A 24,422-nucleotide genomic window follows, 5' to 3' on the forward strand; every position below is an offset into this window, starting at 1 on the left:
TGTTGACGCGCCGCTAACAAATGGGGAGAAACCGCCGTGGCGGAGATCAATCACTTTGAGTACGGGTGGATCACGCCCGCGCTGAGCTACGCGCTGTCCGTGCTCGGCTCGATCCTCGGTCTGGTCTGCGCCGGGCGAATCCGCAGGGCGCAGACGAACGGCCAGCGGGCCTGGTGGGGTCTGCTGTCGGCCTGGGCACTGGGCGGCACCGCCATCTGGGCGATGCACTTCATGGCCATGCTCGGGTTCGCCGTCGAGAACACCCGGATCCGCTACGACGTGCCGCTGACCGTGGCCAGTACGGCGATCGCGGTGGTGGCGGTCGGGATCGGCCTGGCCATCGTAGGCACCGGCCGGTTGAACGCGGTACGACTGATCGCCGGCGGCATCTTCACCGGTGCCGGTGTGGCGTCCATGCACTACACGGGCATGGCGGCGATGCGGCTCAACGGCAGCCTCGACTACGACACCGTCCGGGTCGTGCTCTCCGTGGTCATCGCCGTCGTGGCGTCCACCGTCGCGCTGTGGCTCGCGATGACCGTCCGCCGCGGGTTGGCTATCTTCGCCTCCGCGCTGGTCATGGGTGTCGCCGTGAACGGCATGCACTTCACCGGGATGAGCGCCCTGTCGGTGCACCGCCACGAACGGGCGGGTGAGGTGACCGGCGCCGGGGTGAGCACCCTGCTGGTGCCGATCATGCTGGCGGTGATCTTCGGGGTGGTCGGTCTGCTCTACGCCCTGCTCGCCGCCCCGACCGACGACGACCGGGCCGCCGCGGCGTACCTGGACGGGCGTCGGGTCGCGGAACCGGCCGCGGCGACGCCGGTCGCCGCCCCGGACCCGGTCGGTCTGCGCGCCCGCTCCACCCTCGGCCAGCCCGGCACCCCGTTCCCGTCCCGTCGGGACACCCCGCCCCGCTGACCCGCGGCGGGCGGACAGGTCGCCGGCGGCTCACGTCGGCGGGCGGACAGGCCGCCAGCGGCTTCACGTCGGCGGGCGCCCGGGCCGGCTGCCGTCGATGACGACGGTGGCCAGCAGCCCGGGGTGGTCGGTGGCCCCGCGCATGGTCACCGACCTGCGGCAACAGAGTGTGATGCCGGTTGTCGCCACGATGTGTTGTAGTGCGCCGTCGTCGACCCGGGAGAGGCCCGGCGGCGCACAGGAGCGCACGTCGGGGTCGGCGTCGGCGTCGGCGTCGGCCCGCAGATTGAGGTCACCACCGAGCACGGCGGGCCCGGAGCCGGTGCCTCCACGGATCGTCGGCAGGATCGTGTCGAGCAGGTGGCCGCACTGGGCGAGCGCGACGCGGTAACTGGTGTTGGCCAGGTGCGTGGTGCAGGCGAGCAGGGCGCCGTCGACGTCGACGCAGAGCCAGGCCCGCTCCTCCGGGTCCGCGAGGTCCTGCGTCGGGTGGATGCCGCTGTACACGACGCGCGGGGTGTCCGGCGTCCGGACGTGGGCCAGCAGCCCGATGCCGTACGGCTGACCGTTGCGACACCTGGTGTCGGCGCCGCTGGGCCGGTCGCCGGCGGCCTGGAACGCGGCCACGACGCTGCGACCCGGGTGGACGGTCTCGAACACGCGCCGCAGGGCGGGCACGTCGTCGTCGCAGATCTCGTTCAGGGTGACCAGGTCGGGGGCCTCGGCCCTGATCACGTCGGAGGCGACGGCGACGGACCGGCCGGTGTAGCAGCCGGCGCGGCCACTGTTGCAGAGGTTCAGCTGGAGCATCCGCAGGACCGTGGGTCTGATGGTTTCCGTGGAGCTGGTCACCGTCGGCCCGGCCGGCAGCCCGGCGGCGACGATCAGGAGGCCCACGGCCAGGGCTCGGCGCGGGAACCGGTGCAGACGATTGGCCACGCGCGCTCCGGGTGGGGGAGGCGACGGTCGTCGCCGCGGTGCCCGTGATCGTACTCGCGGCCGGCCGCGGCATCACCCCGCGCGGGTTGCCGATGGGGGCACGCGCGGCGCGTACCCCCATCGGGCTGGTCAGCGCGCGCGGACCGCGACGACCGTGTACGGCGTGGTCGGGGTCGGTGGGGTGGTGAAGCGGGCGTTGGGCAGATAGAGCCGGCCGAGCGCCTTGGCGACGGTCGTGGGGACGTCGAAATTCGGGTCCGCGATGGTGGTGGTGAGCGTTCCGGCGGTGCCGGCGTGGTTGAGCGTGACCACCGCGATCTGGTTGAGGCGGTTCTGCACGACGTAGAGGGTGCGGCCGAGCAGCAGCAGCCCGTCGCCGTTGGTGAAGGTGTGGCCGGGCACGTCCACGACGGTGCTCACGCCGGTCGCCGGGTCGACCCGGAACAGCGTGCCGGTGGTCGACTGGACGACGATCAACGCCTTGCCGTCCGGTGTGGTGGTGATGCCGTTGAGGTTGACGCCGGTGCCGACCTGCTCGTACGCGCCGGTCAGCGCGATGGTGGTGAAGCCGTCGGCGGGCGGCAGCGCGCCACCGCGGCCGAGCGGCAGCCGGTAGAGCACCGGGCGGTTGGAGTCGGTGAAGTACGCGGCGTGGCGGGTCAGGACGACGTCGTTGACGAACGTCGGGGCGATGGCGAACTGGTAGCGGGCCAGCACCTCGCCGGTGCGGGTGTCGAGCACGCGGGCGTCGCCGGCCGTGCCGCCGGAGACGAACAGCCGGCCGCGTGCGTCGACCTTGAGGCCGAGCGACGGTGTGCCGGTGGGTGCGCCGATCGTCGTGCCCCGGCCGGTGATCAGATCGACGCGCTGGATGGCGCCCGTCGCGCGGGAGCCGAGGTAGGCGTACCGGCCTGCGGTGGCGATGCCTTCGGGCTGGAACCCGTCGGGTAGGGCGAGGACGGTGGGTGGCCGGACTCCGGGGTGCGCCTGCGCGGGCGCGACGGCGACCGAGGTCAGGAGGGCGGCGGTCAGGGCGCCGCCGAGGGCGGCCCTGAGGGGTCGGTTCACTGTGCTCCTTCCGGGCGGCGAGGCGGCACGAGCCGACCCATCCGCCACGATCACTGGGGCCAGGACCCGATCCACTGTACGACCGCTGCCGTCCGCCCGCCCGGCGTGCGACGCCCGACGTCACCGGGGCGGCCCTCAGGAGCCGCGCCGGTGACGCGTCGAACTGCGGATCTCAGGGGTTGCGTACGAGCCGCCACCGGTTGTCCGCGCTGCCGTTGTCCGGGTCCTGTACGGCCTGCGCGCCCCAGGCGGTCGACCCGTTCAGGATCCCGAGCAGCTTGTTGCTGTTGACGTTGCGGATCTTGTAGGTGCCGTCGCCGTTGTCCACCAGGATCCACCGGTGGTCGGCGGTGCCGTTGTCCGACCATTGCAGGACCCGGGCGTTGTCCGCCGTGGACATGTTCTCCACGCCGAGGACCTTGCCGCTGTTGACGTTGCGGAACCGGACCGCGTTGCCGTCGGTCACGATCACCCAGTTGTGGTCGGCGGTGCCGCTGTCGCCCCACTGCACCGCCAGCCCGCCGTCGGCGGTGGACATGTTCTGGACGCCGAGGACCAGCCCGGTGCCGACGTTGACCAGGCGGCTGCTGCCGCCGGTGCTGCCGCCGCCGCTGGTGCTCCAGTAGACGGTGTAGTTGTATCCGTGGGCGTCCTGGAAGGGCGCCAGGTTGACAGTGGACCCGTTGGCGTTCGCGGTGAACGCGAGTGCCGTGGTGCTGGTCCGGGAGATCGACGAGACGGTGAGTGCCGGCAGGGTGCTCAGGGCGGTGTTGCCGTAGTTGCCGGCCAGCACCGACGGGCCGTACGTGACCGCGGCGACGTTGGCGTTGTCGTTGGCGGCCCGCACGACGACCTGCATCGGCAGGCGCACGGTGATGGTGTCGCCGGCGGCCCAGGTGCGGGTGACCGTGGCGTAGCTGCCCGGTGTGGTGGCGACGTTCTGCACCGTGCCGTTCACGGCGATCGTGGCGCCGTTGGTCCAGGACGGGATCCGCACCCGGATGCTCCACGAGCCGCTCATCGACCCGGACAGGGTCAGCGTGCTGGTGTCACTGACCGGGTAGTTGGTGCTCTGCGTGACCGTGATCCCGCGTTGCGACCAGGTCAGCACCGACGGCGTGAACAGGTTCACGGTGAGCGTCGTGCCGTTGTGGAAGTAGATGGAGTCCATCAACCTCGTGTTGATCTCCAGGCCGGTGCCCTGGCAGCACCAGAACGAGTTGTAGTCCGTGCTCCAGGTGCCGCCGCCCCACGCCGGCCCCACGCCTCGACGCCCGCCCGGCCGCAACGGGGTGAAGTAGGTGATGTGGCCGTGGCTGTCCGCCGGGTTCTGGCCGCCGATCAGGTGGTTGATCGTCGCGCGCTCGTAGAAGTCGAAGTAGTCCGCCCGGTTCGGGTCGAGCAGCCACAGCTCCCGGGTCAGTTTGAGCATGTTGTAGGTGTTGCACTGCTCGCAGGTGTCGTTGTTGAGGTACCCGGCGATCGCGTTGGGCGCCCGGAAGTGCTCGGCCTGGCTGTTGCCGCCGATGACGTAGGAGTGTGCGCCGACGGTGATGTTCCACGCGTTGCTGGCGATGTCCCGGTAACGGGTGGTCCCGGTGGCCTTGAACTCGCGGGCGGCGCCCACCCACTTGGGGACCTGGGTGTTGGCGTGCAGGCCGGAGAGCTGGTCCTGGTTGGAGGCCAGGGGGTTGAACACGGCGGCGTGGTCGAAGCGCTGGGCGGCGGTGAGCCACCGGGTGTCGCCGGTCTGCTGGTAGATGTCGGTGAGCACGTCGTTCATGCCGCCGAACTCGGTGCCCAGCATCGACTGCATCTGGCTGGAGCTGAGCCGGGCCGTGCGGGTGTCGACCCAGCCCGCGAGGGACAGCAACACCGTACGGGCCTGCGTGTTGCCGGTGTACCGCCAGACGTCGAGCAGCCCGGCGAGGGTCTTGTGGATGCAGTAGTAGGGCACGTTGCCGTTGGACAACGTCCGCGCCTCCAGCGCGGTGAAGTCGGACTCGGGGAAACCGGAGAGGTAACCCGCGCCGAAACCGGCAGCCCCGTTGTTCGCCTGGCACTTGGCCAGCTCGGCCACCATGTAGTTCGCCTTGTCCCGGCAGGTGGTGTCGCCCAGCACCGCGTACGCGTACGCCCAGGCGGTCAGGAAGTGCCCCTGCATGTGGGTCCGGAAGGGGAAGTTCGGCGCGTCCCAGCCGCCGTTGGTGGCGGCACCGTTGGTGGACAGCCGGTGGTTGGCGCGGAAGTTGTAGAGCATGCGGTCGACGTCGACGAACCGCAGGTAGTTGAGCGTCCGTGTCTGGTTGTCCATCCAGCGGCCGCTGGTCAGCCGTACCTGGCCGAGGTCGAACGGGTACGCCGAGACGCCGATGTCCGGCCGGACCGGTGGCACCACGGCCGCAGCCGCGCTGCCGGCGGCGACAGTGGTGCCGGTCGCGGAGAGCACCACTGTGGCTCCGGCGGCCTGGAGCAGGTGTCGGCGGCTGAGGGGTGGCATGGAACCTCCAAAGGGACTTGTGACAGCGGGACGGGTCTGGTGGTGGACGACCGCAACGGCGGGCGGGGCTGGGCGCGCCGGCGGCGGCCGTCGCGGGTGGGGGTGCTGCCGCTGTGGACTTCCACGTGCTGCCCGGTGTAATCGCTCCACGTCAATGTGATCGCTAACATAGTTGGTCGTTAACATGCCCGCAACCCCCGTGACGCCTGCTGTCCGATCCGGTCGTGCGGAACTCGCGCCTCGGACGACTGGCCGCGTCGTGTCCCACCTCGGCGACGGTCTGAGGGCTCCGACGGGGTCCGAAATAGAGGTTATGGCGGAATGGAACCGAATCGGCGGGTGGCGGATCATGATGACCTGCACTCCGTTGACGCCCGCCGTACCCCTCAGTACGGTGCATCGTAAAACGTGGATGTCAGCGCTGATACGTGAGCGTTACGGCGAGGTTGCGCCGGTCGTCTCACGCCAGTTCAAAAACCCAGGTCAGAGGCAGCGGAAGGGGGTCTTAGCGATCACCTGTTAGCGCTAACAGGATGCCCGTTTGTGCTGCTGGATCTGGCGACAACGAACGCCCGCTCGATCGGCAGCCGGGTGGCGGCAGTCCGCCGAGTCAGACATCGCGCACCGCGCATTCGGTAGGAGAAATCGTGAAGGTGAAAGATCGCACCAGAACCAGCGCCGGCAGCCGTGCCCGACGCGCCGTCGCCTGGCTGGCGAGCATCGTCTGCGTGCTGGCACTGGTGCCCGGCACGGCCAGGGCCGACAACCCCATCGTCCAGCACATCTACACCGCCGACCCGGCACCCCTGGTGCACAACGGCCGGGTGTACCTCTACACCGGACACGACGAGGACGGCTCCACCTACTTCACCATGCGTGAGTGGCGCGTCTGGTCGTCCGCCGACATGGTCAACTGGACCGACCACGGGTCGCCGATGAGCCTGTCGACCTTCGCCTGGGCGGACGCCAACGCGTGGGCCGGGCAGGTCATCGCCCGCAACGGGAAGTTCTACTGGTACGTGCCGGTGCGCCAGCGCTCGAACGGGCAGATGGTCATCGGAGTGGGGGTGGCGGACAGCCCGACCGGGCCGTTCCGGGACGCCATCGGTCGACCTCTGGTCGGCAACAACGAGATCGACCCGTCGGTGTTCATCGACGACGACGGGCAGGCGTACCTGTACTGGGGCAACCCGGGCCTGTGGTACGTGAAGCTGAACTCGGACATGATCTCCTACTCCGGCAGCGCGACCCGGATCACGCTGACCACGGCGGGGTTCGGCACCCGGACCGGCAACGCGAGTCGGCCCACCCTCTACGAGGAGGGGCCGTGGGTCTTCAAGCGCAACGGGTTGTACTACAACGTGTTCGCGGCCGAGTGCTGCTCGGAGTTCATCGCCTACTCCACGGCGCCGGGCCCGACCGGACCGTGGACCTACCGGGGGACGATCATGCCTCGGCAGGGCGGCAGCTTCACCAACCACGCCGGTGTCATCGACTTCAACGGCGGCTCGTACTTCTTCTACCACAACGGGGCGTTGCCCGGCGGTGGCGGTTACACGCGCTCGGTGGCGGTGGAGAAGTTCAGCTACAACTCCAACGGCACCATCCCGACGATCACCATGAGCACCGCCGGGGCGCCGCAGGTGGGCACGCTGAATCCGTACGGGCGGCAGGAGGCCGAGACGATCGCCTGGGGTTCCGGCATCGAGACGGAACCGTCCAGCGAGGGCGGCATGAACGTCGGCTGGATCGAGAACGGCGACCACGTCAAGGTCAAGGGGGTCGCCTTCGGCGGCGGCGCGACCTCGTTCACCGCCCGGGTCGCCTCGGCGACCAGCGGCGGCCGGATCGAGGTGCGGCTCGACAGTGCCAGCGGCCCGGTCGTCGGCACCTGCACCGTGGGTGGCACCGGCGGCTGGCAGACCTGGGTCACCACCACCTGCGCGGTGAGCGGCGCGACCGGCACGCGTGACCTGTACCTTCGCTTCGCCGGCGGCACCGGCAACCTGTTCAACCTCAACTGGTGGCAGTTCGGTGGCACCGGCGGCAGCGGGAACGTCCTGACCAACGGCAACGTCGAGAGCGGCACGACGGGTTGGGGCGTGAACGGCAGCGGCACGCTCTCCACCAACACCTCGGTCGTGCACGGCGGCAGCGGATCGCTGTCGATCACCGGGCGCACCTCGGCGTGGAACGGCCCCAGCCAGGACGTGACCTCGAAGCTCACCAACGGCAAGAGCTACACCACGAGCGTCTGGGTACGCGCGCAGAGCGGCACACCGTCCGTGAAGGCGACCATCGCGCTGACCGCCAACGGCACGACGAACTACCTTCAACTGACGCCGACGGCGGACGTGAACGTCAACGGCTGGACCCAGCTCACCGGCACGGCGACCGTCTCGTGGAGCGGCACGCTGACCGGGGCCACGTTCTACGTGGAGACGGCGGCGGGCACCGACAGCCTCCTCGTCGACGACGCCTCGTTCCAGTGACGCGCGGTGCCGGAGCCGTGCCCGTACGGCTCCGGCAGTCCGCCGCAGCGCGGGATCGGCGCGAGCACCACTCGACGCTTGACGAACGGCATGTTATCGCTCACAGTCGATGGGTGAGGGCGGCCGCACCTGTGGCTCACCGGGCGAGCCTGCCGGTCGCACCTCCGCACACGACGTCCGCCCAGGGCATGCCGGACGTCGTGGCAGGGCTCCCACCAACGGCGCCGTGACGGCCACCGGGCTCTCGCTCGTCACGGTCCCGCCGGTGGTTGGGACGAATCCGCAATCGGCACTGGCGTCGGCGCTGACATCGCCGCCGCCGGTCTCTCCGACATTCGCGGGAGCAGATTCGGGCGCTGCACCTCCATCGCTGAACCACCACAGAGAAGGAAGTCGCATGAACCACAAACGAGCCCTGCGAGCGGCGGTGACCCTCGCAGTGGCCGGCGCCCTGGCAGCCGGAATGACATTGACGATGACCACCGCGGCCAGCGCTGGCACGACCCTGCGGGCCGCGGCGGCGGAGAAGGGCCGCTATTTCGGTGCGGCCGTCGCGACGGGCAAGCTCTCCACCAGTGCGTACACGACCATCCTGAACCGTGAGTTCAACAGTGTCGTGGCCGAGAACGAGATGAAGTGGGACGCCACCGAGCCGCAGCAGGGTCAGTTCAACTATGGCGGTGGTGATCGGTTGGTCAGTCATGCGCAGGCCAACGGGATGAGCGTGCGGGGTCATGCGTTGTTGTGGTATCAGCAGCAGCCGGGCTGGGCGCAGGGGATGTCGGGTAGCGCGTTGCGGAACGCGGCGATCAACCATGTGACGCAGGTGGCGACGCATTTCCGGGGCAAGATCCATTCGTGGGATGTGGTGAACGAGGCGTTCGCCGACGGTGGCAGTGGTGGGCGTCGTGATTCGAACCTGCAGCGCACCGGTAACGACTGGATCGAGGCGGCGTTCCGGGCGGCGCGGGCGGCGGATCCGGGTGCGAAGTTGTGTTACAACGACTACAACACCGATGGGATCAACGCGAAGTCGACGGGCATCTACAACATGGTGCGGGACTTCAAGTCCCGTGGTGTGCCGATCGATTGTGTGGGTTTCCAGTCGCACCTGGGCACGTCGTTGGCCGGTGACTACCAGGCGAATCTGCAGCGTTTCGCCGATCTCGGTGTGGACGTGCAGATCACCGAGCTGGATGTGATGACCGGCGGCAACCAGGCCAGCATCTACGGTGCGGTCACCCGTGCCTGCCTGGCTGTCTCGCGTTGCACCGGCATCACCACCTGGGGCGTGCGCGACTGTGACTCGTGGCGGGGTTCGGACAACGCCCTGCTCTTCGACTGCAACGGCAACAAGAAGGCCGCGTACACGGCCGTCCTGAACGCCCTCAACGCCGGCCCGGGCATCCCCACGGACCCGCCGCCGACGACCCCGCCGCCCACCGACCCGCCGCCCACGACCCCGCCGCCGGGGACGCCGGACGGTTGCTCGGCGTCGGTGTCGGTCAACTCGTGGACCGGTGGGTTCGTGGTCACCGTGAAGGTGACCGCCGGTTCCGCCGGGACGAACGGGTGGAACGTCAGCGTTGCGCTTCCCGGTGGCGCGAGTGTCACCAACACCTGGAGTGCGACGGCCAGTGGCACCACCGGCACGGTCCGGTTCACCAACGTGGACTACAACGGTCGGTTGGGTGCCGGCCAGGTCACCGAGTTCGGTTTCCAGGGCAACGGCAGCGCCTCCGGCCTGACGCCCACCTGCACCGCTTCCTGAGCACACGATGACCGACTGACGTCGGCCGGTGCGGAGAACCACGACGGTCCTGCGCACCGGCCGACATCAGGTCGCGCCGTGCGGATCGATCAGGAGTACGGAAGCCGCAGCACCGACTGGTTGCCGATGCCCACGGTGCTCGGGTTGTTGCCGATCGCCGACCAGACCTCCACCCGGACCGTGCCGTTGCTCAGTGCGCCCAATGTGCCGGTCGCCGAGGACAGGCCGGCGTTCTGGGTGTAGTGCTCGTACCCGGGGACCGGGTCGGTGGCGAAGTAGCGCAGGGTCTCCACCCGCTCCCAACTGCCGTTGCCCGTGAGGTCGTAGGAGATCCGCACCTGCACGCCGTTGCCGACCGCCGTCCCGGCGTCCACGAACAGGTCGAACGTGGTCTGCCCGCCGGAGTAGGTGAGGTTGAGGCCGCTGGCCGTGAAGACCTGCGCGTTGGTGGGCGTACCGTCGTGGTTGCCGTTTGCCGCCGCGACAGTCGTCGTGGCTGCGCCACCGGCGGCGCCCAACCCGCCTCCGGGCAGCAGGTACCGCGTCGGACCGCCCGTGGCCGGCGGCGGGGTGGTCGTCGGCGGGGGGTCCGTCGGCGGGGGGTCCGTCGGCGTCGTCGGGGGAACGCCGCCGGCGGCGTTGCCGCCGCTCCAGGTGTACGCCCCGGTGGTGGCCGTCTTGCCGGCTCCCACGGTGAGCGTGGTGCCGTTGGAGAAGGTCACCGTGATCGGCGCGGCGGTCGGGTTCGATGCCACGTAGGTGCGGGCACCGTTGCGCGAGAAGACCGCCGACAGCGGATGGTTGCCGGTCACCGTCGTATCGACATTGCCCAGGGCCGCGAGGTTGCGGATCCAGTGGAAGGTGTGCGCCCGGCTCTCGCCCTCCTCCGGGGTGTAGCCCGGGTTAGCGCGGAGGTTCGCCAGCGCCGCGTCGGGGTCGCCGAGGGCCTGGAACTGCCAGAGGATGTCCTGCCACACCGTCGGTTGTCCGCCGTTGTTGCGGACGAGCTCGGCGTAGTTGGTCCGCACGTACGCCGGGTTGTTGCCCAGGTAGAGGTGACCGCCGGTGACCGGCAGCAGGTTGATGCCCTGGATCATCTCCGGCTCGGCGCTGAACCAGGTGGCGTACGCGCCGCCGTCACCCCAGACCATGCCGACCGTCGAGTGCCCGAACGCGGCGGGGAAGTTCTGGTCGCTGACGTCGAACCAGTATTCCTGGATCGCCGCGGCCTGCGTGGTGTAGAGGAAGACACCCGCGTCGCGGACGGCGGTGTCGCCGGTCGTCTGCCCCCACTGGATCAGGGCGCTCGCGAAGTTCATCCCCTCCGACGAGGACTCCTGGTTGTTGCCGGAGCCGAACGAGCCGTGCCCGGACGCCCAGTCGTGGCCTGCGTAGATGTCGAAGTCCCGCAGGTACGGGAAGCGGGTGTCGTCGCGACGGTAGTTGTTGGCGTCCCGGATCAGCAGGTCGACCATGCCGCCGTAACGGCTGCTGGCCGCCCAGGTCGGGTCGAACTTTGCCAGGGTCGCTGCGGCGGCGATGTAGTAGCCGTAGTGGAAGTGGTGGTCGTTGAGCTCCTGGTCGGACCCGTACGACGCCGGGTAGCCGATCAGGGTGCCCCAGGTGTTGTCGTAGTAGAAGACCCTGCTGGTCTTGCCGCTGGACGCGGTGAACCAGTCGGTGAGCGTGCTGCGGATCGCGTTCAGCGCGCTGTCGCGCGTCGTGGTGTCGTTGACCTGGTCGGCGATCTCGGCGATCCGCGCGGCGCGGCCGAGGCCCTTGCCCGTCCAGTAGGTGTCGTTGCCCCGCTGGTCCATCGGGTTGGCGCGGGTGGCGGCCAGGTGCCCGGTGAGCGTCGACAGGTCACCACCGCTGCCGTCACCGACGGCCGGCAGCTCCGGCAGGATGCCCTGGAACTTCATGGCGGTGCGGAACTGGTTGACGCCGGTGAGCACCTTCATCCGGCCGCGCGCCGACGGGTAGGTCGGCGTGATCGCGGTGGAGCCGCTCAGCGATTTCCACTGGTGCGGGTAGAGGCTCACCACGGTCTGCGTGGCGGTGCCCTCCCGGGCAGTCGTGGTGAACGCGTACGTGGTGGTCAGGCCGCTGGTTGCGGGGTTGTAGGCGTACGACACCTGGGTGCCGGTCACGTGGGCGTGCGCGTACTGACCGTAGGTCGCGGCTAGCGCGGCGCGCTCGGTCGCGCTGGACGTCGGCGGCAGCAGGGCGACGGAGAAGTAGCCGCGACCGGCCAGGGTGGACGAGATCCGGCCCGACGCCACGGTCCAGCTGGCGCCGCTGGGGGCGAACCCGACGTAGTCGTGGCCGTTGACCCGGAAGCCGATGGTGGCGCCGCTGTTGGACCAGACGTCGGGGGTGCCGGCGGTGCTGATCTGCGCGTTCCCGCCGGTGGTCTGGAAGTACGCGAAGGGCAGACCGTGGCCGATGGTGGCGCGCATGGTGCGCGTGCCGTCGCTCCAGTGCGGGCTGACCGTCCAGTCCGTCCAGCCGTCGACCTTCACCAGGGGAGCGGCGAGCCCGGCCACGCCGACCCGGATGTCCTGCACGTACGGGTAGTGGAACTCCCCGACGCCGGTGGCGGTGCCGCTGATGGCGGGAGTGGAGTTGGCGGAGAAGCCGAGCCCGTCACCGAAGGTGTCGTACGAGATCGGGTGGGCGTGCAGCGGTTCGCTGAAGGAGCAGTCGGTGCGCTTCCACAGCAGGGAGGACCACCAGTCGTTTGTGGGTATCGGACCGGTGGGCGCGTTGGCGGTGGCGAACTGCCGGGGGTTGCTGGACATCGCGCCACACCCGCTCGGCAGCGGGCCGACGGGGGTGGTGGTGTAGCTGCCGGCGCCGACGGGCGCGGCTTCGGCGGCGCGGGTGACGGGGATCGCGAGGCCGCCGACGATCAGGGCCAGCGCGGTGGTGGCGGCCAGGACCCATCGGCGGTGGGGGACGGGAGGTTTCATGGTGCCTCCATCGCGCGTCGGGTGCGGCCCTTGCCGGCTCCGACGCGTTGCGTCTGAATTGGGGGGAAGGTCGGGTGAGAGAGCGCTCTCACGGCCACGGTAGTGGAGCACCTAGATCCCCGTCAATGTGTCCATCCTGTTGCGTACTGATGTCGCTATTTGCCGGCGCCCTCACGCTCGCTCAGCAGCGTCTCCGGCGCGCGCATCCGCCACGCGTCCGTCACCAGCTCGTCCAGGCGTTCGAGGTCGATCTCCGCCAGGCGCAGCAGCACCAGGGGCAGGCCGTCGTAACCGGGCGCGGTGAAGAAGACGTCCGGTTCGCCGAGCAGGAGAGCCTGCTTCTCCGCCTCGTCCCCGACGAACAGCACGGCGATGTCGAGCCGGATCACCCGCGGCCGGCCCGGCACCCGCTCCGGATAGGACCAGACGAAGCCCTTGTCGGCCACCCGGAAATCGAAGCCGTCACTGGCGATCTCCACCACGTGCGGCAGGGCCAGCGCCACCCGGCGTACGTCCTCCGCGTCAACCACCGGGACCCCTCACACCGCGTACCGTCCGCATGTGCCGAGATTACGCGGTGGACAGGCCGATAGCGGTCGCCCCGATGACGGCCCGGGTGCCGCTCTCCTGCACGTAGCCGACGACCATGGCACCGCGCGGATCGAGATCGGGCGGCACCGTCAGCTCCATCCGCCCGCCCTCGGCGTCCGCTCCCACCGACGTGAAGGCCCGTACGACGTTGTCCTGCCGTAGCGTCCGCCCGGCGTTCTCCCCCCGGGCGATCTCGCTGTCCAGGCCGCGTTGCACGATCGCCACGTTCAGCACCGCGCCCTCCGGTGGCTGATCGACCTGGTAGTCCAGCACCACCCGCGGCCCGCCGACGTCCGGTGCGGACAGCGTGAGGGTGGTGGCGGCGGTCGTGGCCAGGGCGGACGCGATCGCACCGGCCGCCCGTCGACGATCGGACCCGACGAACTCGACGGTGCCGTTGACGACCATCTGCGGCGTGTACAGACGTCCGGAGCCGAAGGCCCGGGCGTACGCCTCCTGCCGCGCGGTGTAGGCAGCGTCGGCGAACTGGTCGGGCCAGCCCAGATCGTCCCAGTAGTCGACGTGGAACCCGAGGCCGAAGACAGGTTGACCCCGTTCCCGGGCGTCACTCTCGATCTCGGTCAGCAACTCCTCGGCGGGAGGGCAACTGGAGCAGCCCTGTGAGGTGAACATCTCCACGACCGCGAAGCCGCCGTCCGTCGATGGGTTCGTCATGTGGCGTGTCTCCTCCCATGTGCCGGCTGCGGCGCTGCGTTTCCCGTTCCGGCCCGGACAATGCGCGGCGGGTGTCTCCTGCTGGCCTCTTGGGAGGCGTCACCGGCGCGGGTGGTTGGATGGTCGGGTGCAGTTCACCGTGACAGACGCGCCGGAGCGGGAGCGCTTCGAGGCGCGCGACGAGGCAGGCGTGGTCGCCGGGTTCGTCACCTATCAGCTGACCGGCTCGATCATCGCCTACACCCACACCGAGGTCGACCCGGCGTTCGAGGGCCGGGGCGTCGGGTCGACGCTGGCTCGCGCCGTGATGGACGACGCGCGCGCCAAGCGCCGAACCGTCGTGCCGATCTGCCCGTTCCTCGCCGACTGGCTGGTCAAGCACCCGGAGTACGAGGGCATCGTGGTCCGCTCGACCCGCAAGGTCAAGTAGACCGGCCCCTTCCGCCCTTCATCCCGTCGGGAGACGTGCACGATGACTGCTCAGACCTTCCGGGCGCTGCACCACGGCCGCGCCCTCGGAGACCCGCTCGTCCTCCCCGGTCCCTGGGACGCGGCCAGCGCGCTGGCCTTCGCCGAGGCCGGCTATCCCGCGCTCGCCATCCCCAGCGCCGGGGTCGCCGCCTCGCTCGGCTACGAGGACGGCGCTACCCCGCCCGACGAGATGTTCGCCGCGGTGGCGCGGATCGTCCGGGCCGTCTCCGTCCCGGTGTCCGCCGACGTCGAGGGCGGGTACGGCCTCACCCCCGGCGAGCTGGTCGGGCGGCTCCTGGAGACGGGCGCCGTCGGCTGCAACCTGGAGGACTCCGAGGGAGGCGCCACGCTGAAGGATCCCCAGCGGCACGCGGACTGGCTGGCCGAGGTGCGCGCGGAGGCTGGCGACGCGCTCGTCATCAACGCGCGCGTCGACACGTTCCTGGTCGGCGCGGGTGACCCGGCCGACGCGGTGGCACGAGCCCGCCTCTACACGGCCGCCGGCGCCGACTGCGTGTACCCCATCCTGGCGCCGCCGGAGCTGCTGCCGGTGCTGCGCGAGGGCATCACCGGCCCGATCAACATGGTCGCCGGCGCGGACAGCGAGTCCGTGGCCGAGTTGGCGCGCTGGGGCGCGACGCGCATCACCTTCGGGCCGGCCATGCAGCGGTACGCCATCGGAGCGGTCGGCGACCTCGCGGCACGACTGCGCGCCTGAGCCCGCCCGCCGCCCCGGGAGTGATCAAGCGCCAGCCGCGCGGCGATCGGTCGGGCGCCAGCCGCGCGGTGGTCGGTCAGGCGTCGGCGCGGGCGGCGAGGGCGTCCACCAGGCGGCGGGTCGATCCGGCCAGGTTCCACCGTCCGGCCAGGTCGAGCAGCCGCTCCGGATCGACCGGGGCGGTCGGCAGCGCGGTGGGCAGCTCCGGCAGTGGGACGTCCAGGGCGACCCGGACCACCGTCGGCGCCACGGCCAGGTAGTCGCGGGCCGCGGCCAGCTTGGTGCGCAGGCCCGGTGCGAAGGACGAGTCGGAGTCGTCCAGCGCGGCCAGGATGCCGGCGATGCTGCCGTACCGCTCGATGAGCCGGGCGGCGGTCTTCTCACCCACACCGGCGACCCCGGGCAGCCCGTCGCTGGGGTCGCCGCGCAGCGCGGCGAAGTCTGCGTACCGGTCGGCCGGGACGCCGTAGCGTGTCCGCACCGCGGCGTCGTCGCAGTCGTCCAGCTTGGCGACGCCGCGCCCCACGTAGAGCAGCCGGACCGGCCGGGTGTCGTCGATGAGCTGGAACAGGTCCCGGTCGCCGGAGACCACCTCGACCGGGCCGGGCTGGGTCACCGAGAGCGTGCCGAGCACGTCGTCGGCCTCGTAGCCGGTAGCGCCGACCGCGGTGATGCCCACGGCGGTCAGCACCTCCAGGATCATCGGCACCTGCGGGGAGAGCGTGTCCGGGACGATCTCGCCGCCCTGCGGGGCCACCCGGTGCGCCTTGTACGACGGCAGCAGGTCGACCCGCCACGCCGGGCGCCAGTCGTAGTCGAGGGCGCAGACCATCCGGTCGGCGCCCCGCACCCGAATCAGGGTGGCGAGCATGTCGAGGAAACCGCGCACCGCGTTGACCGGGGTGCCGTCCTCGGCCTTGGCGGCGGACTCCGGAATGCCGAAGTAGGCCCGGAAGTAGAGGCTCGCTGCGTCGATCAGCAGGATCGGGGGTCGGTGTGCCACGCCGGACAGCCTGGCACAGCCGTCCGACGATCCGGGGTACCCCCGGCCGCCCGGTGCTGTCAGCGCTGGTCGTCGTGCCGGTAGACGGTCTCCCGCCGGGCCAGGTGCTGCACGACGTAACTGGTCACCAGCAGCAGGATCGCCACCAGCACCTCGACCCAGGCCGCGACGCCGTCGGCGACGGTGAGCCCGACGATCAGCAGAGCCAGGCCGACGAGCGCGAGGACTCCCGCCCACAGTTGGCGGCGACGGCGTGTCGCCGCCCGGTTCGCCTCGTTCCCTGCCACGTCGGTCCTCCCGGTCGGGGTCGCCCGCGCGGGACCCCGATCCCAGGCTAGGGCCGCGGGAGACGCGCCGGGCCGGAAAACGACCGTGCGGGCTGGTCGCCGCGCGGCGCAGACTGCCGGTATGGCGTTTCTTCCCGGCCTGACGTTGGCCCGTCGCTACCACGACGAGGTGGTCGCGCCGATCCTGCGCCGCCGGTGTCCCGACCTGCCGTACGCGGCCGGACTGCTCGACGGCGGCTCGGAGTTGCTCGGCCTGGACACCGTGCGGTCCACCGACCACGACTGGGGGCCACGCGTGCAGCTGTTCGTCCCGGCAGCCGAGGCGGCCCGGGTCCCCGCGCTGCGCGCCGCGCTCGACGCCGACCTGCCGGTGGAGTTTCTGGGTTGGCCGACCCGTTTCGTCGGCGAGGACGGGCGGCTGGGCGTCTCCGACCCGGCGGGCAGCCGGCACGGGGTCGACGTCGCCGAACTGGCCGGCTGGTGGCGCGACCGGCTCGGCTTCGACCCGGCCGCCGGGGTCACCACGGCGGACTGGCTCGCCACCCCGACCCAGCGGCTGGCGGAGGTGACCGGCGGCGCGGTCTTCCATGACGGTCTCAGTGGGGCGCTGACGGCCCGGCGTACGGCGGTCAGCTGGTATCCGACGGACGTGTGGCGCCACGTGCTCGCCTCCGCCTGGACCCGGATCGCCCAGGCGGAGCACCTGCCCGGCCGGTGTGCCGAGGTCGGTGACGAGCTGGGCAGCCGGGTGGTGACCGCCGGGCTGGCCCGGGATCTCATGCGGCTCGGTCTGCTGCTGCACCAGCGTTGGCCGCCGTACGACAAGTGGCTCGGCACGGTCTTCGGCCGGCTGGACGACGCCGAGCCGGTGGTCGTGGCGCTGGCCGACGCGCTCGGCCCGGGCGACTGGGCGCGGCGTCAGGCGGGGCTGGTCGAGGCCCTGGAGACGGTGGCCCGATGGACCGACGAGACGCGTCTCGCGGTGCCCGTGCGCGCCCGGGCGCGGCCGTTCCACAGCCGCCCCTTCCTGGTGCTGCGCGCCGAGCGGATCGCCGCCGCGCTGAGTGCCGCCGTGACCGACCCCGCGCTGCGTGACCGGCCGCTTGTGGGCGCGGTCGACCAGTACGTGCACAGCGTCGATGTCCTCACCGACGCGGCCCGGGTGCGCCGGATCGCCGGCAGCGTCTGATCAGCCGCCCGGTCACCGATCCCCGACACCGACCGCCGACCGCCGACCCGACCATGCTGGTCGTGCCGGCGGTCCACCAGCGCCAGAACACCCCGGCCCGTTCGTCGACGTGCATGTCGCCGTCCCCCGTTCGCCGAGCCAGCGCGTTCCAAACTGGAACGGACTATAGTCGGAGCGGGAGCAACGGAGGTAGCGGGTGCGGCGAGAGGATCTTGCCGATGCGGACTGCGGCATCGCGCAGGCGCTCGGCGTACTGGGGGACTGGTGGACGTTCCTCATCGTGCGCGACGTCGCCGGCGGGACGACCCGCTTCGACGCGTTGCAACGCGAGCTGGGCGTCAGCCGACGGGCGCTGACCGAGCGCCTCGGCGCGTTGGTCGAGCACGGTGTGTTGGAGCGCCAGCCGTACTCACGACACCCGCCGCGCTACGACTACCTGCTCACCGCGAAGGGCGAGGGGCTCCTGCCGGTGCTGATCGCCCTGCAGGACTGGGGGACGAGGCATCTGATGGGTGATGGAGAGTTGACCGCGACGGCCGACGTCGGGTCTGCCGAGGCGCGCCGGGCACACGACCTGATCGGGCGGCGGTTGCCCGAGGCCGTGCTGCCGGGTGCCGACGGTCAGCCGGTGTCGGTGGCCGCGACGGGCGAGTGGAGCGTCCTCTACCTCTTCCCCGGGGCGTACGCGCCGGGGACGCAGGGCTATCCGCCGGCCTGGTCGGAGATCCCCGGTGCCCGGGGCTGCACCCTCGAATCGACCACCTACGCGAAGCGGCACCCGGACTTCCAGGCCGCCGGGGTACGGGTCTACGGGATCAGCACGCAGCGACCGGACCAGCTCGCCGACTTCTCCGCGTACGCCGGGCTGCCGTTTCCGCTGCTGTCCGACCAGGACGGCCGGCTGGCCGCCGGGCTGCTGCTGCCCGTCTTCCGCGCCGGCGGGATGACCCGGTTCAAGCGGCTGACGCTGCTGGTCGACCCGCAGGCGGTGGTGCGAGCCGTGCAGTTCCCGGTCACCGACCCGGCCGGCTCGGTGGAGGAGATGCTCACCCTGGTCCGCGAGCACGCACCGATCCCCGGCTGACGCGGGGCGTCGACCGGGCACCCGTAGCGCTGGTCCGTCTGCGAGCCAGCACAGCCGTGGCGACCTGCGCGATGCAGATGGCACCGGCCATGGTCATTATCGGGGGGACGAGGTTCGGGCCAGAGCTGTGGAACGGCTGCGCGGTCATCGCGACCCCGAGCATGAGGCACCCCACCCACGCCCCGATCGTGCAGACGGCGTACGACACCGTGACGTCGGAGCTGGACTTCATCCTCCCCACGTACCGGCCCACGGTCGGGGGTACGGCCAGTATCAGACCGAGCGGTATGGCAAAGAGAACGAACGCGCCGAACACCAGACCGCCGCCGGCGGCGATGCTCACGCAGATGAGCAGGATCGGGATGACGGTCGGGGCCGACCACTGCCCGCGGTGCACGACCCGCTGGAATCTGGATCCCATTGCACGTCCTCAGTCGGTCGGCAGCGTCCGGCCCGAGCCCGATCGGTCCACATCTATGATCGGCCGCAGGGTCGGGTCACTCTAGCTGCCAACGGCGTGACCTGCTCGCAGACGTCAGCGCGTACGCCGTTGCCGCTGCTCACCCATCCGATGACCCTGCCTGCCCTGGCTCGCGAGCACGCAACGATCCCCGGCTGACGCGGGGGCGTCGACCGGGGATCGTTGCGTCCGAACCGTCAGGCCGGGAGCGTCCAGCGCTGGTTGGCGCCGGCGAAGCAGTCCCAGATCTGCAGCCGGGTGCCGTCGGCGGAGCTGTTGTCGCTGGCGTCCAGGCACTTGTTCGACTGCGGGTTGCGCAGCGTGCCGTTGGACTGCGACTGCCAGACCTGCGCGCCGCTGCCGTTGCAGTCCCAGAGCTGGATCTTCGCGCCGTTGGCGGTCGAGCCGTTGGTGATGTCGGCGCACTTGCCGAGGGCGCGCAGCGTGCTGTCGCTGGCGACGGTCCAGGTCTGCGCGTTGGTGCCGTTGCAGCCCCACAGCTGGATGGGGGCGCCGTTGGCGGTGCTCGCCGAGGCCACGTCGACGCACTTGCCGCCGATGCCGGTGATCCGCCCGGTGCGGCCGGTCGGCGGCGGGGTGGTGCCACCCATGATCGTGTCGTACATCGCGCTGACCAGCGAGGTCGAACCGGTGGTGTCCTGCGACAACTCCCAGTTCATCACGCCGCCGGCGTTGGCGAGTGCCCACTGCGTCTTGCGCTTGACCGTCGGGATGCCGTTGTAGCACTGCTGGGCGCCACCGGCCGTGGTGCAGTCCCGGTTGGCGTTGGCCGGGTCCAGCGCGACCAGTGCCGAGTAGGTGAAGTAGCCGGGGCGGCTGTAGAACGGGATGCCGAGCACGGCCTTGCTGGCCGGTAGGCCCCGGGCCTTCCACAGGTTGATGCTGTTGATCGACCAGTCGTAGTTGGCGTGCGGGCTGCCGCCGTCGTACGCCATGATGTTGAGCCAGTCGACCTGGTTGAACACGGCCGTCTGCACGCCGTCGACGGAGTAGCCCTCGGAGACCACGGCGGCGGTGAGCAGCTTGCCGCGGCTGTGCATCGCGCTGCCGAGCTGCGTCATGAGCGCCGTGTAGTTGTTGGCCGAGGCGCCCGGGTCGGGGTATTCCCAGTCCATGTCGACGCCGTCCAGGTTGTACTGGTTGACGAAGTTGACCAGGTTGTTGACGAAGGTGGTCCGGCTGCCGGAGTTGGCGGCCAGGGCCTCGAAGGCCGAGTCGTTGCCGTCGTTCCAGCCGCCGACGGCGATCGACACCTTGACGTTGTTGGCGTGCGCGAGGGAGACCAGCGAGGAGAGCTTGCTCGGGTTCTCGACCGCACGCAGGCTGCCGTCGTTGTTGGGCAGCACGAACGCGTAGTTGATGTGGGTGAGCTTGTTGTACTGGATGGTGTTGACGTTGCCGGCCCAGGAGGGCATGTAGCCGACGCTCTTGAAGTTGTTCGGCAGCACCACGGCCTGCGCGGCGGTGGGGGTGATGGCGAGGGTGGCGCCGGCGGTGGCCAGCGCGAGGAGGCCGGCGGTGAGGGCGCGGCGCAGTGGTGAGGACATCGGGGGCCTTCCCGTGGGCGGGGGACGACGCCCACCCGCGCAGGGTTGTCGCGGGCGGGAGGTGCGGGGGGATGCAGGGACGGGTGGGCCTCGAGGCAGCCAAATCTTAAAGAGTGTTAACTGTGCGCGTCAATCAACGTCGATGGATTTTCCGACGATCGGTGTCGATATGGGGTTTGCCCAAACGACCGTTAAGCTGACGGGGTGGGAATCGACGAGCTGTATCCGCCGGATCGGCTGATCGCCGCGCAGCGCGCCACCGCCGCCGCCGGCCTGGACGCCCTGCTGCTCACCCCGGGCTCCGACCTGCGCTACCTGACCGGCTACGACGCCCACGCGGGGGAGCGGCTGACCTGCCTGGTGCTGCCCGCCGAGGGCGAGCCGACCCTGATCGTGCCCCGGCTGGAACGCCCGGCGGCGGAGGCGTCCCCCGCGCCCGCCACCGGGGTCCGCATCGTCGACCACGTCGACGGCACCGACCCGTACCCCCTGGTGGTCGCCGCCCTCGACGGCCCGCCGGCGGCGGTGGGGCTGGCCGACCGGATGTGGGCCGAGCAGGTCCTCGCGCTGCGCGCCGCGCTTCCCGGCGCAACGCAGCGGCTGGCCGGGGAGGTGCTGCGTGAGCTGCGGATCCGCAAGTCCCCCGCGGAGGTGGCGGCGCTGGCGGAGGCCGGCGCGGCCATCGACGAGGTGCACCTGCGGATGGGCGAGTGGCTGCGCCCCGGCCGCACCGAGGCCGAGGTCGCGACGGACATCGCCGCGGCGATCCGGGCCGCCGGGCACGTCAGCGTCGACTTCGTCATCGTGGCGGCTGGCCCTAACGGGGCCAGCCCGCACCACGGCACCTCGGACCGGCCGATCGGCGTCGGAGAGCCGGTGGTGGTCGACATCGGCGGCACGATGCCCTCGGGCTACCGCTCGGACTGCACCCGCACCTACCTGGTGGGCGGGCCCGCGCCGGCCGACTTCCTGGACTACTACACGGTGCTGCGCGACGCCCAGCGCGCGGCGGTCGCGGCGGTGCGGCCCGGGGTCACCTGCGCGGCGGCCGACGGCGCGGCGCGGGAGCCGATCGCCGCCGCCGGCTACGGCTCCGCGTTCCTGCACCGCACCGGGCACGGCATCGGTCTCGACGGTCACGAGGAGCCCTACCTGGTGGCCGGCAACGACCAGCCCCTGGAGGCCGGCATGGCGTTCTCCATCGAACCGGGGATCTACCTGGCGGGCCGACACGGCGCCCGTATCGAGGACATCGTCGTCTGCACAACGGACGGCGTGCAACGGCTCAACACCACCCCCACGGAGCTCATCGCGCTATGACTGTCGACCGGATTCTCCCCACCGACGAGGCCCACGACCTGCTGGGTCTCGCCACCGAGCTCGCCGACCGCGAGCTCGCGCCGAAGGCCGCCGCCTTCGAGGAGCGCGCCGAGTTCCCCCGCGAGGTGCTGCGTACCCTCGGCCGGGCGGGCCTGCTCGGGCTGCCCTACCCCGAGGAGTACGGCGGCGCGGCCCAGCCGTACGAGGTGTACCTGCAGGTGCTGGAGATCCTGGCCAGCCGGTGGCTCGCGGTCGCCGAGGCGGTCAGCGTGCACACCCTGTCCTGCTACCCGGTGGCGGCGTTCGGCAGCGACGAGCAGCGCAAGCTGTTGCCGGACATGCTCGGTGGCGAGTTGCTGGGCGCGTACTGCCTCTCCGAGCCGCAGGGCGGCTCCGACGCGGCGTCGCTGAGCACCCGGGCGGTCCGGGACGGGGACGCGTACCTGGTCTCCGGCACCAAGGCGTGGATCACCCACGCGCGGACCGCCGACTTCTACAACGTCTTCTGCCGCACCGGCGGCCCCGGCCCGAAGGGGATCTCCTGCCTGCTCGCCGACGCGGGCACCCCCGGCATCGCCCCGCAGGCGGCCGAGCGGACGATGGGTCTGCGCTCCTCCCCGGTGGCGCAGATCGCCTTCGACGAGGCACGGGTGCCGGCCGACCGGTTGATCGGCGGCGAGGGCGTGGGCTTCACCATCGCCATGTCCGCGCTGGACTCCGGCCGGTTGGGCATCGCGGCGTGCGCGGTCGGGCTGGCCCAGGCCGCCTTGGACTACGCGGTCTCCTACGCCCGGGAGCGGCAGCAGTTCGGTCGGTCCATCATCGATTTCCAGGGCCTCGGCTTCCTCCTGGCCGACGCGGCCACCCAGATCTCCGCCGCCCGTGCGCTGACCCTCGCGGCGGCCCGGTTGCGGGACGCGGGTCGCCCGTACGCGATCGAGGCGGCCAAGGCGAAGCTCTTCGCCACCGACATGGCGATGCGGGTGACCACCGACGCGGTGCAGGTGCTCGGCGGCGCGGGCTACGTGGCCGATCACCCGGTGGAGCGGTACATGCGTGAGGCCAAGGTGTTGCAGATCGTGGAGGGCACCAACCAGATCCAGCGTCTGGTGATCTCCCGGGCGCTCGCTCAGGGCTGAGGACGGCGCGTGGTGGTGGGCTGCGGTGGTTCGCCGTGGCCCACCACCACGCGTGGCCGCGTCGGGTGCTGCGTCGCAGTCGGGCGGTTTTCCCGGTAGGTTGCACGCCGTGGAGGAGATCGACCGCGCTATCGTCGCCGCGCTGACCGCCGACGGCCGTCTGTCGTACACCGACCTGGCCGAGAGGGTGGGCCTGTCGGTGTCCGCGGTGCACCAGCGGGTGCGCCGGCTGGAGCAGCGTGGGGTGATCAAGGGGTACGCCGCCCGGGTCTCGTTCGAGGCACTGGACCTGCCGCTGACCGCGTTCGTGGCGATCCGCCCGTTCGACCCGTCGCAGCCGGACGACGCGCCGGAGCGGCTGTCCCACCTACCCGAGATCGACTCCTGCTACTCGGTGGCGGGGGAGGACTTCTACATGCTGCTGGTGCGGGTGGCCAGTCCGGCCGACCTGGAGCGGGTGTTGCAGGAGATCCGCACCTCGGCGAACGTCACGACGCGGACCACTGTGGTGCTGTCCACCCCGTACGAGAACCGGCCGCCGAAGATCAGTGCCGCGGTGCCGAGTCGGTCGCGGTCCCGGGCGCCGGAGGAGCCGGCTGGTTCCACCGCAGGATGACCTGTCGGCCGTGCTCGTGACCGAGTGCGCTGACCGTGGCGGTCTCCAGGCGGAGCCGTCCGCCGGCGGACGGGGGCAGGCCGATCCAGCGGGCGCCGAGCACCCGCAGACTGTGCGCGTGACCGACGAGCGCGACGGTGCCGCGGTCGAGCAGCGGGGTGACGCGGGCCAGCACCCGGTCGAGCCGTTCGCCCACCTGCGCGGGTGACTCGCCGCCGGGGCAGCCGTCGGTCCAGATGTTCCAGTGCGGCTGGTCGGCGTGGATGTCGACGGTGGTGCGGCCCTCGTACTCGCCGTAGTTCCACTCGCTGAGGTCCTCGTCGACGGCGTCGACGGTGAGGCCGGCCAGCTGCGCGGTGCGCAGCGCCCGGGAGCGGGGGCTGGCCAGCACTGTCACGAAGCGCCGGCCGGCCAGGAACGCGGCGAGGGTGCGCGCCTGTCGCTCGCCGTCGGGGGTCAGCTCCAGGTCGGTGTACGAGGTGTGCCGCAGGCTGGCGCTCCACGTGGTTTCGCCGTGCCGGATCAGCAGGAGCTCTCCCATGCGGCCAGTTAACCACCGTGGCCGGTGCCGGCATGCGGCCCTCTCTCAACCTATCTTCCTAGGATGCCTTAGCGGGTGTGCCGACCGGCACCGCCGG

General features: G+C 71.0%; 21 protein-coding genes. 10 read left to right on the plus strand and 11 right to left on the minus strand.

Annotation, left to right across the window (positions count from 1 at the left end):
* Positions 1-36: 36 nt before the first annotated feature.
* The gene (locus tag KBX46_RS22660; protein ID WP_099853398.1) at positions 37-921 is read left to right on the plus strand and encodes an MHYT domain-containing protein; all 885 of its coding nucleotides are present in this window, start codon (positions 37-39) and stop codon (positions 919-921) included.
* A gap of 63 nt (positions 922-984) precedes the next feature.
* Here the strand turns inward: KBX46_RS22660 and KBX46_RS22665 are convergent, their stop codons facing one another.
* From KBX46_RS22665 to KBX46_RS22675, 3 genes are all read right to left on the minus strand, one after another.
* Complete coding sequence (locus tag KBX46_RS22665; RefSeq protein WP_308159666.1) at positions 985-1,860, minus strand: endonuclease/exonuclease/phosphatase family protein; 876 nt, start codon at positions 1,858-1,860, stop codon at positions 985-987.
* Between the two features lie 129 nt (positions 1,861-1,989).
* Positions 1,990-2,928: a superoxide dismutase gene (locus KBX46_RS22670; RefSeq protein WP_210793968.1), complete on the minus strand. Its 939-nt coding sequence runs from the start codon at positions 2,926-2,928 to the stop codon at positions 1,990-1,992.
* A 172-nt stretch (positions 2,929-3,100) separates the two neighbouring features.
* Positions 3,101-5,428 (minus strand): beta-L-arabinofuranosidase domain-containing protein, encoded by a 2,328-nt coding sequence (locus KBX46_RS22675; protein ID WP_210793969.1) that lies wholly within the window; start codon positions 5,426-5,428, stop codon positions 3,101-3,103.
* Positions 5,429-6,168: 740 nt separating this feature from the next.
* Here KBX46_RS22675 and KBX46_RS22680 point away from each other — a divergent pair.
* Positions 6,169-7,920 carry a family 43 glycosylhydrolase gene (locus KBX46_RS22680; protein WP_210794075.1) on the plus strand — a complete coding sequence of 584 codons (1,752 nt, stop codon included), beginning with the start codon at positions 6,169-6,171 and terminating at the stop codon, positions 7,918-7,920.
* Between the two features lie 397 nt (positions 7,921-8,317).
* Positions 8,318-9,691 carry an endo-1,4-beta-xylanase gene (locus tag KBX46_RS22685; protein ID WP_210793970.1) on the plus strand — a complete coding sequence of 458 codons (1,374 nt, stop codon included), beginning with the start codon at positions 8,318-8,320 and terminating at the stop codon, positions 9,689-9,691.
* Between the two features lie 89 nt (positions 9,692-9,780).
* On the opposite strand, the gene KBX46_RS22690 is transcribed toward KBX46_RS22685, so the two are convergent.
* The 3 genes from KBX46_RS22690 to KBX46_RS22700 form a co-directional block, all read right to left on the minus strand.
* Positions 9,781-12,663, minus strand: a complete 2,883-nt coding sequence (locus KBX46_RS22690; RefSeq protein WP_210793971.1) for a glycosyl hydrolase — start codon at positions 12,661-12,663, stop codon at positions 9,781-9,783.
* Between the two features lie 155 nt (positions 12,664-12,818).
* On the minus strand, positions 12,819-13,193 hold the full coding sequence (locus tag KBX46_RS22695; RefSeq protein ID WP_088948137.1) for an MmcQ/YjbR family DNA-binding protein: 375 nt from the start codon (positions 13,191-13,193) through the stop codon (positions 12,819-12,821).
* 40 nt (positions 13,194-13,233) lie between these two features.
* A complete protein-coding gene (locus KBX46_RS22700) occupies positions 13,234-13,929 on the minus strand; it encodes a thioredoxin family protein (protein ID WP_210793972.1) in 696 nt (231 codons plus the stop codon).
* Positions 13,930-14,056: 127 nt separating this feature from the next.
* Between KBX46_RS22700 and KBX46_RS22705 the strand changes: the two genes are divergently transcribed.
* Together KBX46_RS22705 and KBX46_RS22710 are read left to right on the plus strand one after the other, a co-directional pair.
* A complete protein-coding gene (locus tag KBX46_RS22705; protein ID WP_088948139.1) occupies positions 14,057-14,359 on the plus strand; it encodes a GNAT family N-acetyltransferase in 303 nt (100 codons plus the stop codon).
* A 42-nt stretch (positions 14,360-14,401) separates the two neighbouring features.
* A complete protein-coding gene (locus KBX46_RS22710; RefSeq protein ID WP_141909362.1) occupies positions 14,402-15,118 on the plus strand; it encodes an isocitrate lyase/phosphoenolpyruvate mutase family protein in 717 nt (238 codons plus the stop codon).
* A gap of 76 nt (positions 15,119-15,194) precedes the next feature.
* Here the strand turns inward: KBX46_RS22710 and KBX46_RS22715 are convergent, their stop codons facing one another.
* Positions 15,195-16,121, minus strand: a complete 927-nt coding sequence (locus KBX46_RS22715) for a 5'-3' exonuclease (RefSeq protein ID WP_210793973.1) — start codon at positions 16,119-16,121, stop codon at positions 15,195-15,197.
* Positions 16,122-16,180: 59 nt separating this feature from the next.
* Positions 16,181-16,408, minus strand: a complete 228-nt coding sequence (locus KBX46_RS22720) for a hypothetical protein (protein WP_210793974.1) — start codon at positions 16,406-16,408, stop codon at positions 16,181-16,183.
* A gap of 121 nt (positions 16,409-16,529) precedes the next feature.
* Between KBX46_RS22720 and KBX46_RS22725 the strand changes: the two genes are divergently transcribed.
* Positions 16,530-17,597, plus strand: a complete 1,068-nt coding sequence (locus KBX46_RS22725) for a DUF4037 domain-containing protein (protein WP_210793975.1) — start codon at positions 16,530-16,532, stop codon at positions 17,595-17,597.
* A gap of 196 nt (positions 17,598-17,793) precedes the next feature.
* Positions 17,794-18,681, plus strand: a complete 888-nt coding sequence (locus KBX46_RS22730) for a winged helix-turn-helix transcriptional regulator (protein WP_210793976.1) — start codon at positions 17,794-17,796, stop codon at positions 18,679-18,681.
* On the opposite strand, the gene KBX46_RS22735 is transcribed toward KBX46_RS22730, so the two are convergent.
* Positions 18,644-19,102, minus strand: coding sequence for a hypothetical protein (locus KBX46_RS22735; protein ID WP_210793977.1), 459 nt, complete (start codon positions 19,100-19,102; stop codon positions 18,644-18,646). The genes KBX46_RS22730 and KBX46_RS22735 overlap by 38 nt on opposite strands.
* Positions 19,103-19,338: 236 nt before the next feature.
* A complete protein-coding gene (locus KBX46_RS22740) occupies positions 19,339-20,709 on the minus strand; it encodes a glycosyl hydrolase family 18 protein (protein WP_099853432.1) in 1,371 nt (456 codons plus the stop codon).
* A 204-nt stretch (positions 20,710-20,913) separates the two neighbouring features.
* Here KBX46_RS22740 and KBX46_RS22745 point away from each other — a divergent pair, with 204 nt between their 5' ends.
* The 3 genes from KBX46_RS22745 (at position 20,914) to KBX46_RS22755 (ending at position 23,784) form a co-directional block, all read left to right on the plus strand.
* A complete protein-coding gene (locus KBX46_RS22745; protein WP_210793978.1) occupies positions 20,914-22,029 on the plus strand; it encodes a Xaa-Pro peptidase family protein in 1,116 nt (371 codons plus the stop codon).
* Entirely contained in the window at positions 22,026-23,168 is a 1,143-nt protein-coding gene (locus KBX46_RS22750) for an acyl-CoA dehydrogenase family protein (protein WP_088948147.1), read from the plus strand. Before KBX46_RS22745 ends, KBX46_RS22750 begins: the two co-directional genes overlap by 4 nt.
* 109 nt (positions 23,169-23,277) lie before the next feature.
* Positions 23,278-23,784 (plus strand): Lrp/AsnC family transcriptional regulator, encoded by a 507-nt coding sequence (locus KBX46_RS22755; RefSeq protein ID WP_210793979.1) that lies wholly within the window; start codon positions 23,278-23,280, stop codon positions 23,782-23,784.
* Here KBX46_RS22755 and KBX46_RS22760 read toward each other — a convergent pair.
* Positions 23,714-24,325 (minus strand): histidine phosphatase family protein, encoded by a 612-nt coding sequence (locus tag KBX46_RS22760; protein WP_141909370.1) that lies wholly within the window; start codon positions 24,323-24,325, stop codon positions 23,714-23,716. The genes KBX46_RS22755 and KBX46_RS22760 overlap by 71 nt on opposite strands.
* Between the last annotated feature and the right edge of the window lie 97 nt (positions 24,326-24,422).

Origin of the sequence: Micromonospora sp. C81 (assembly GCF_018070425.1) — a bacterium.
Lineage (GTDB): Bacteria > Actinomycetota > Actinomycetes > Mycobacteriales > Micromonosporaceae > Micromonospora > Micromonospora zamorensis.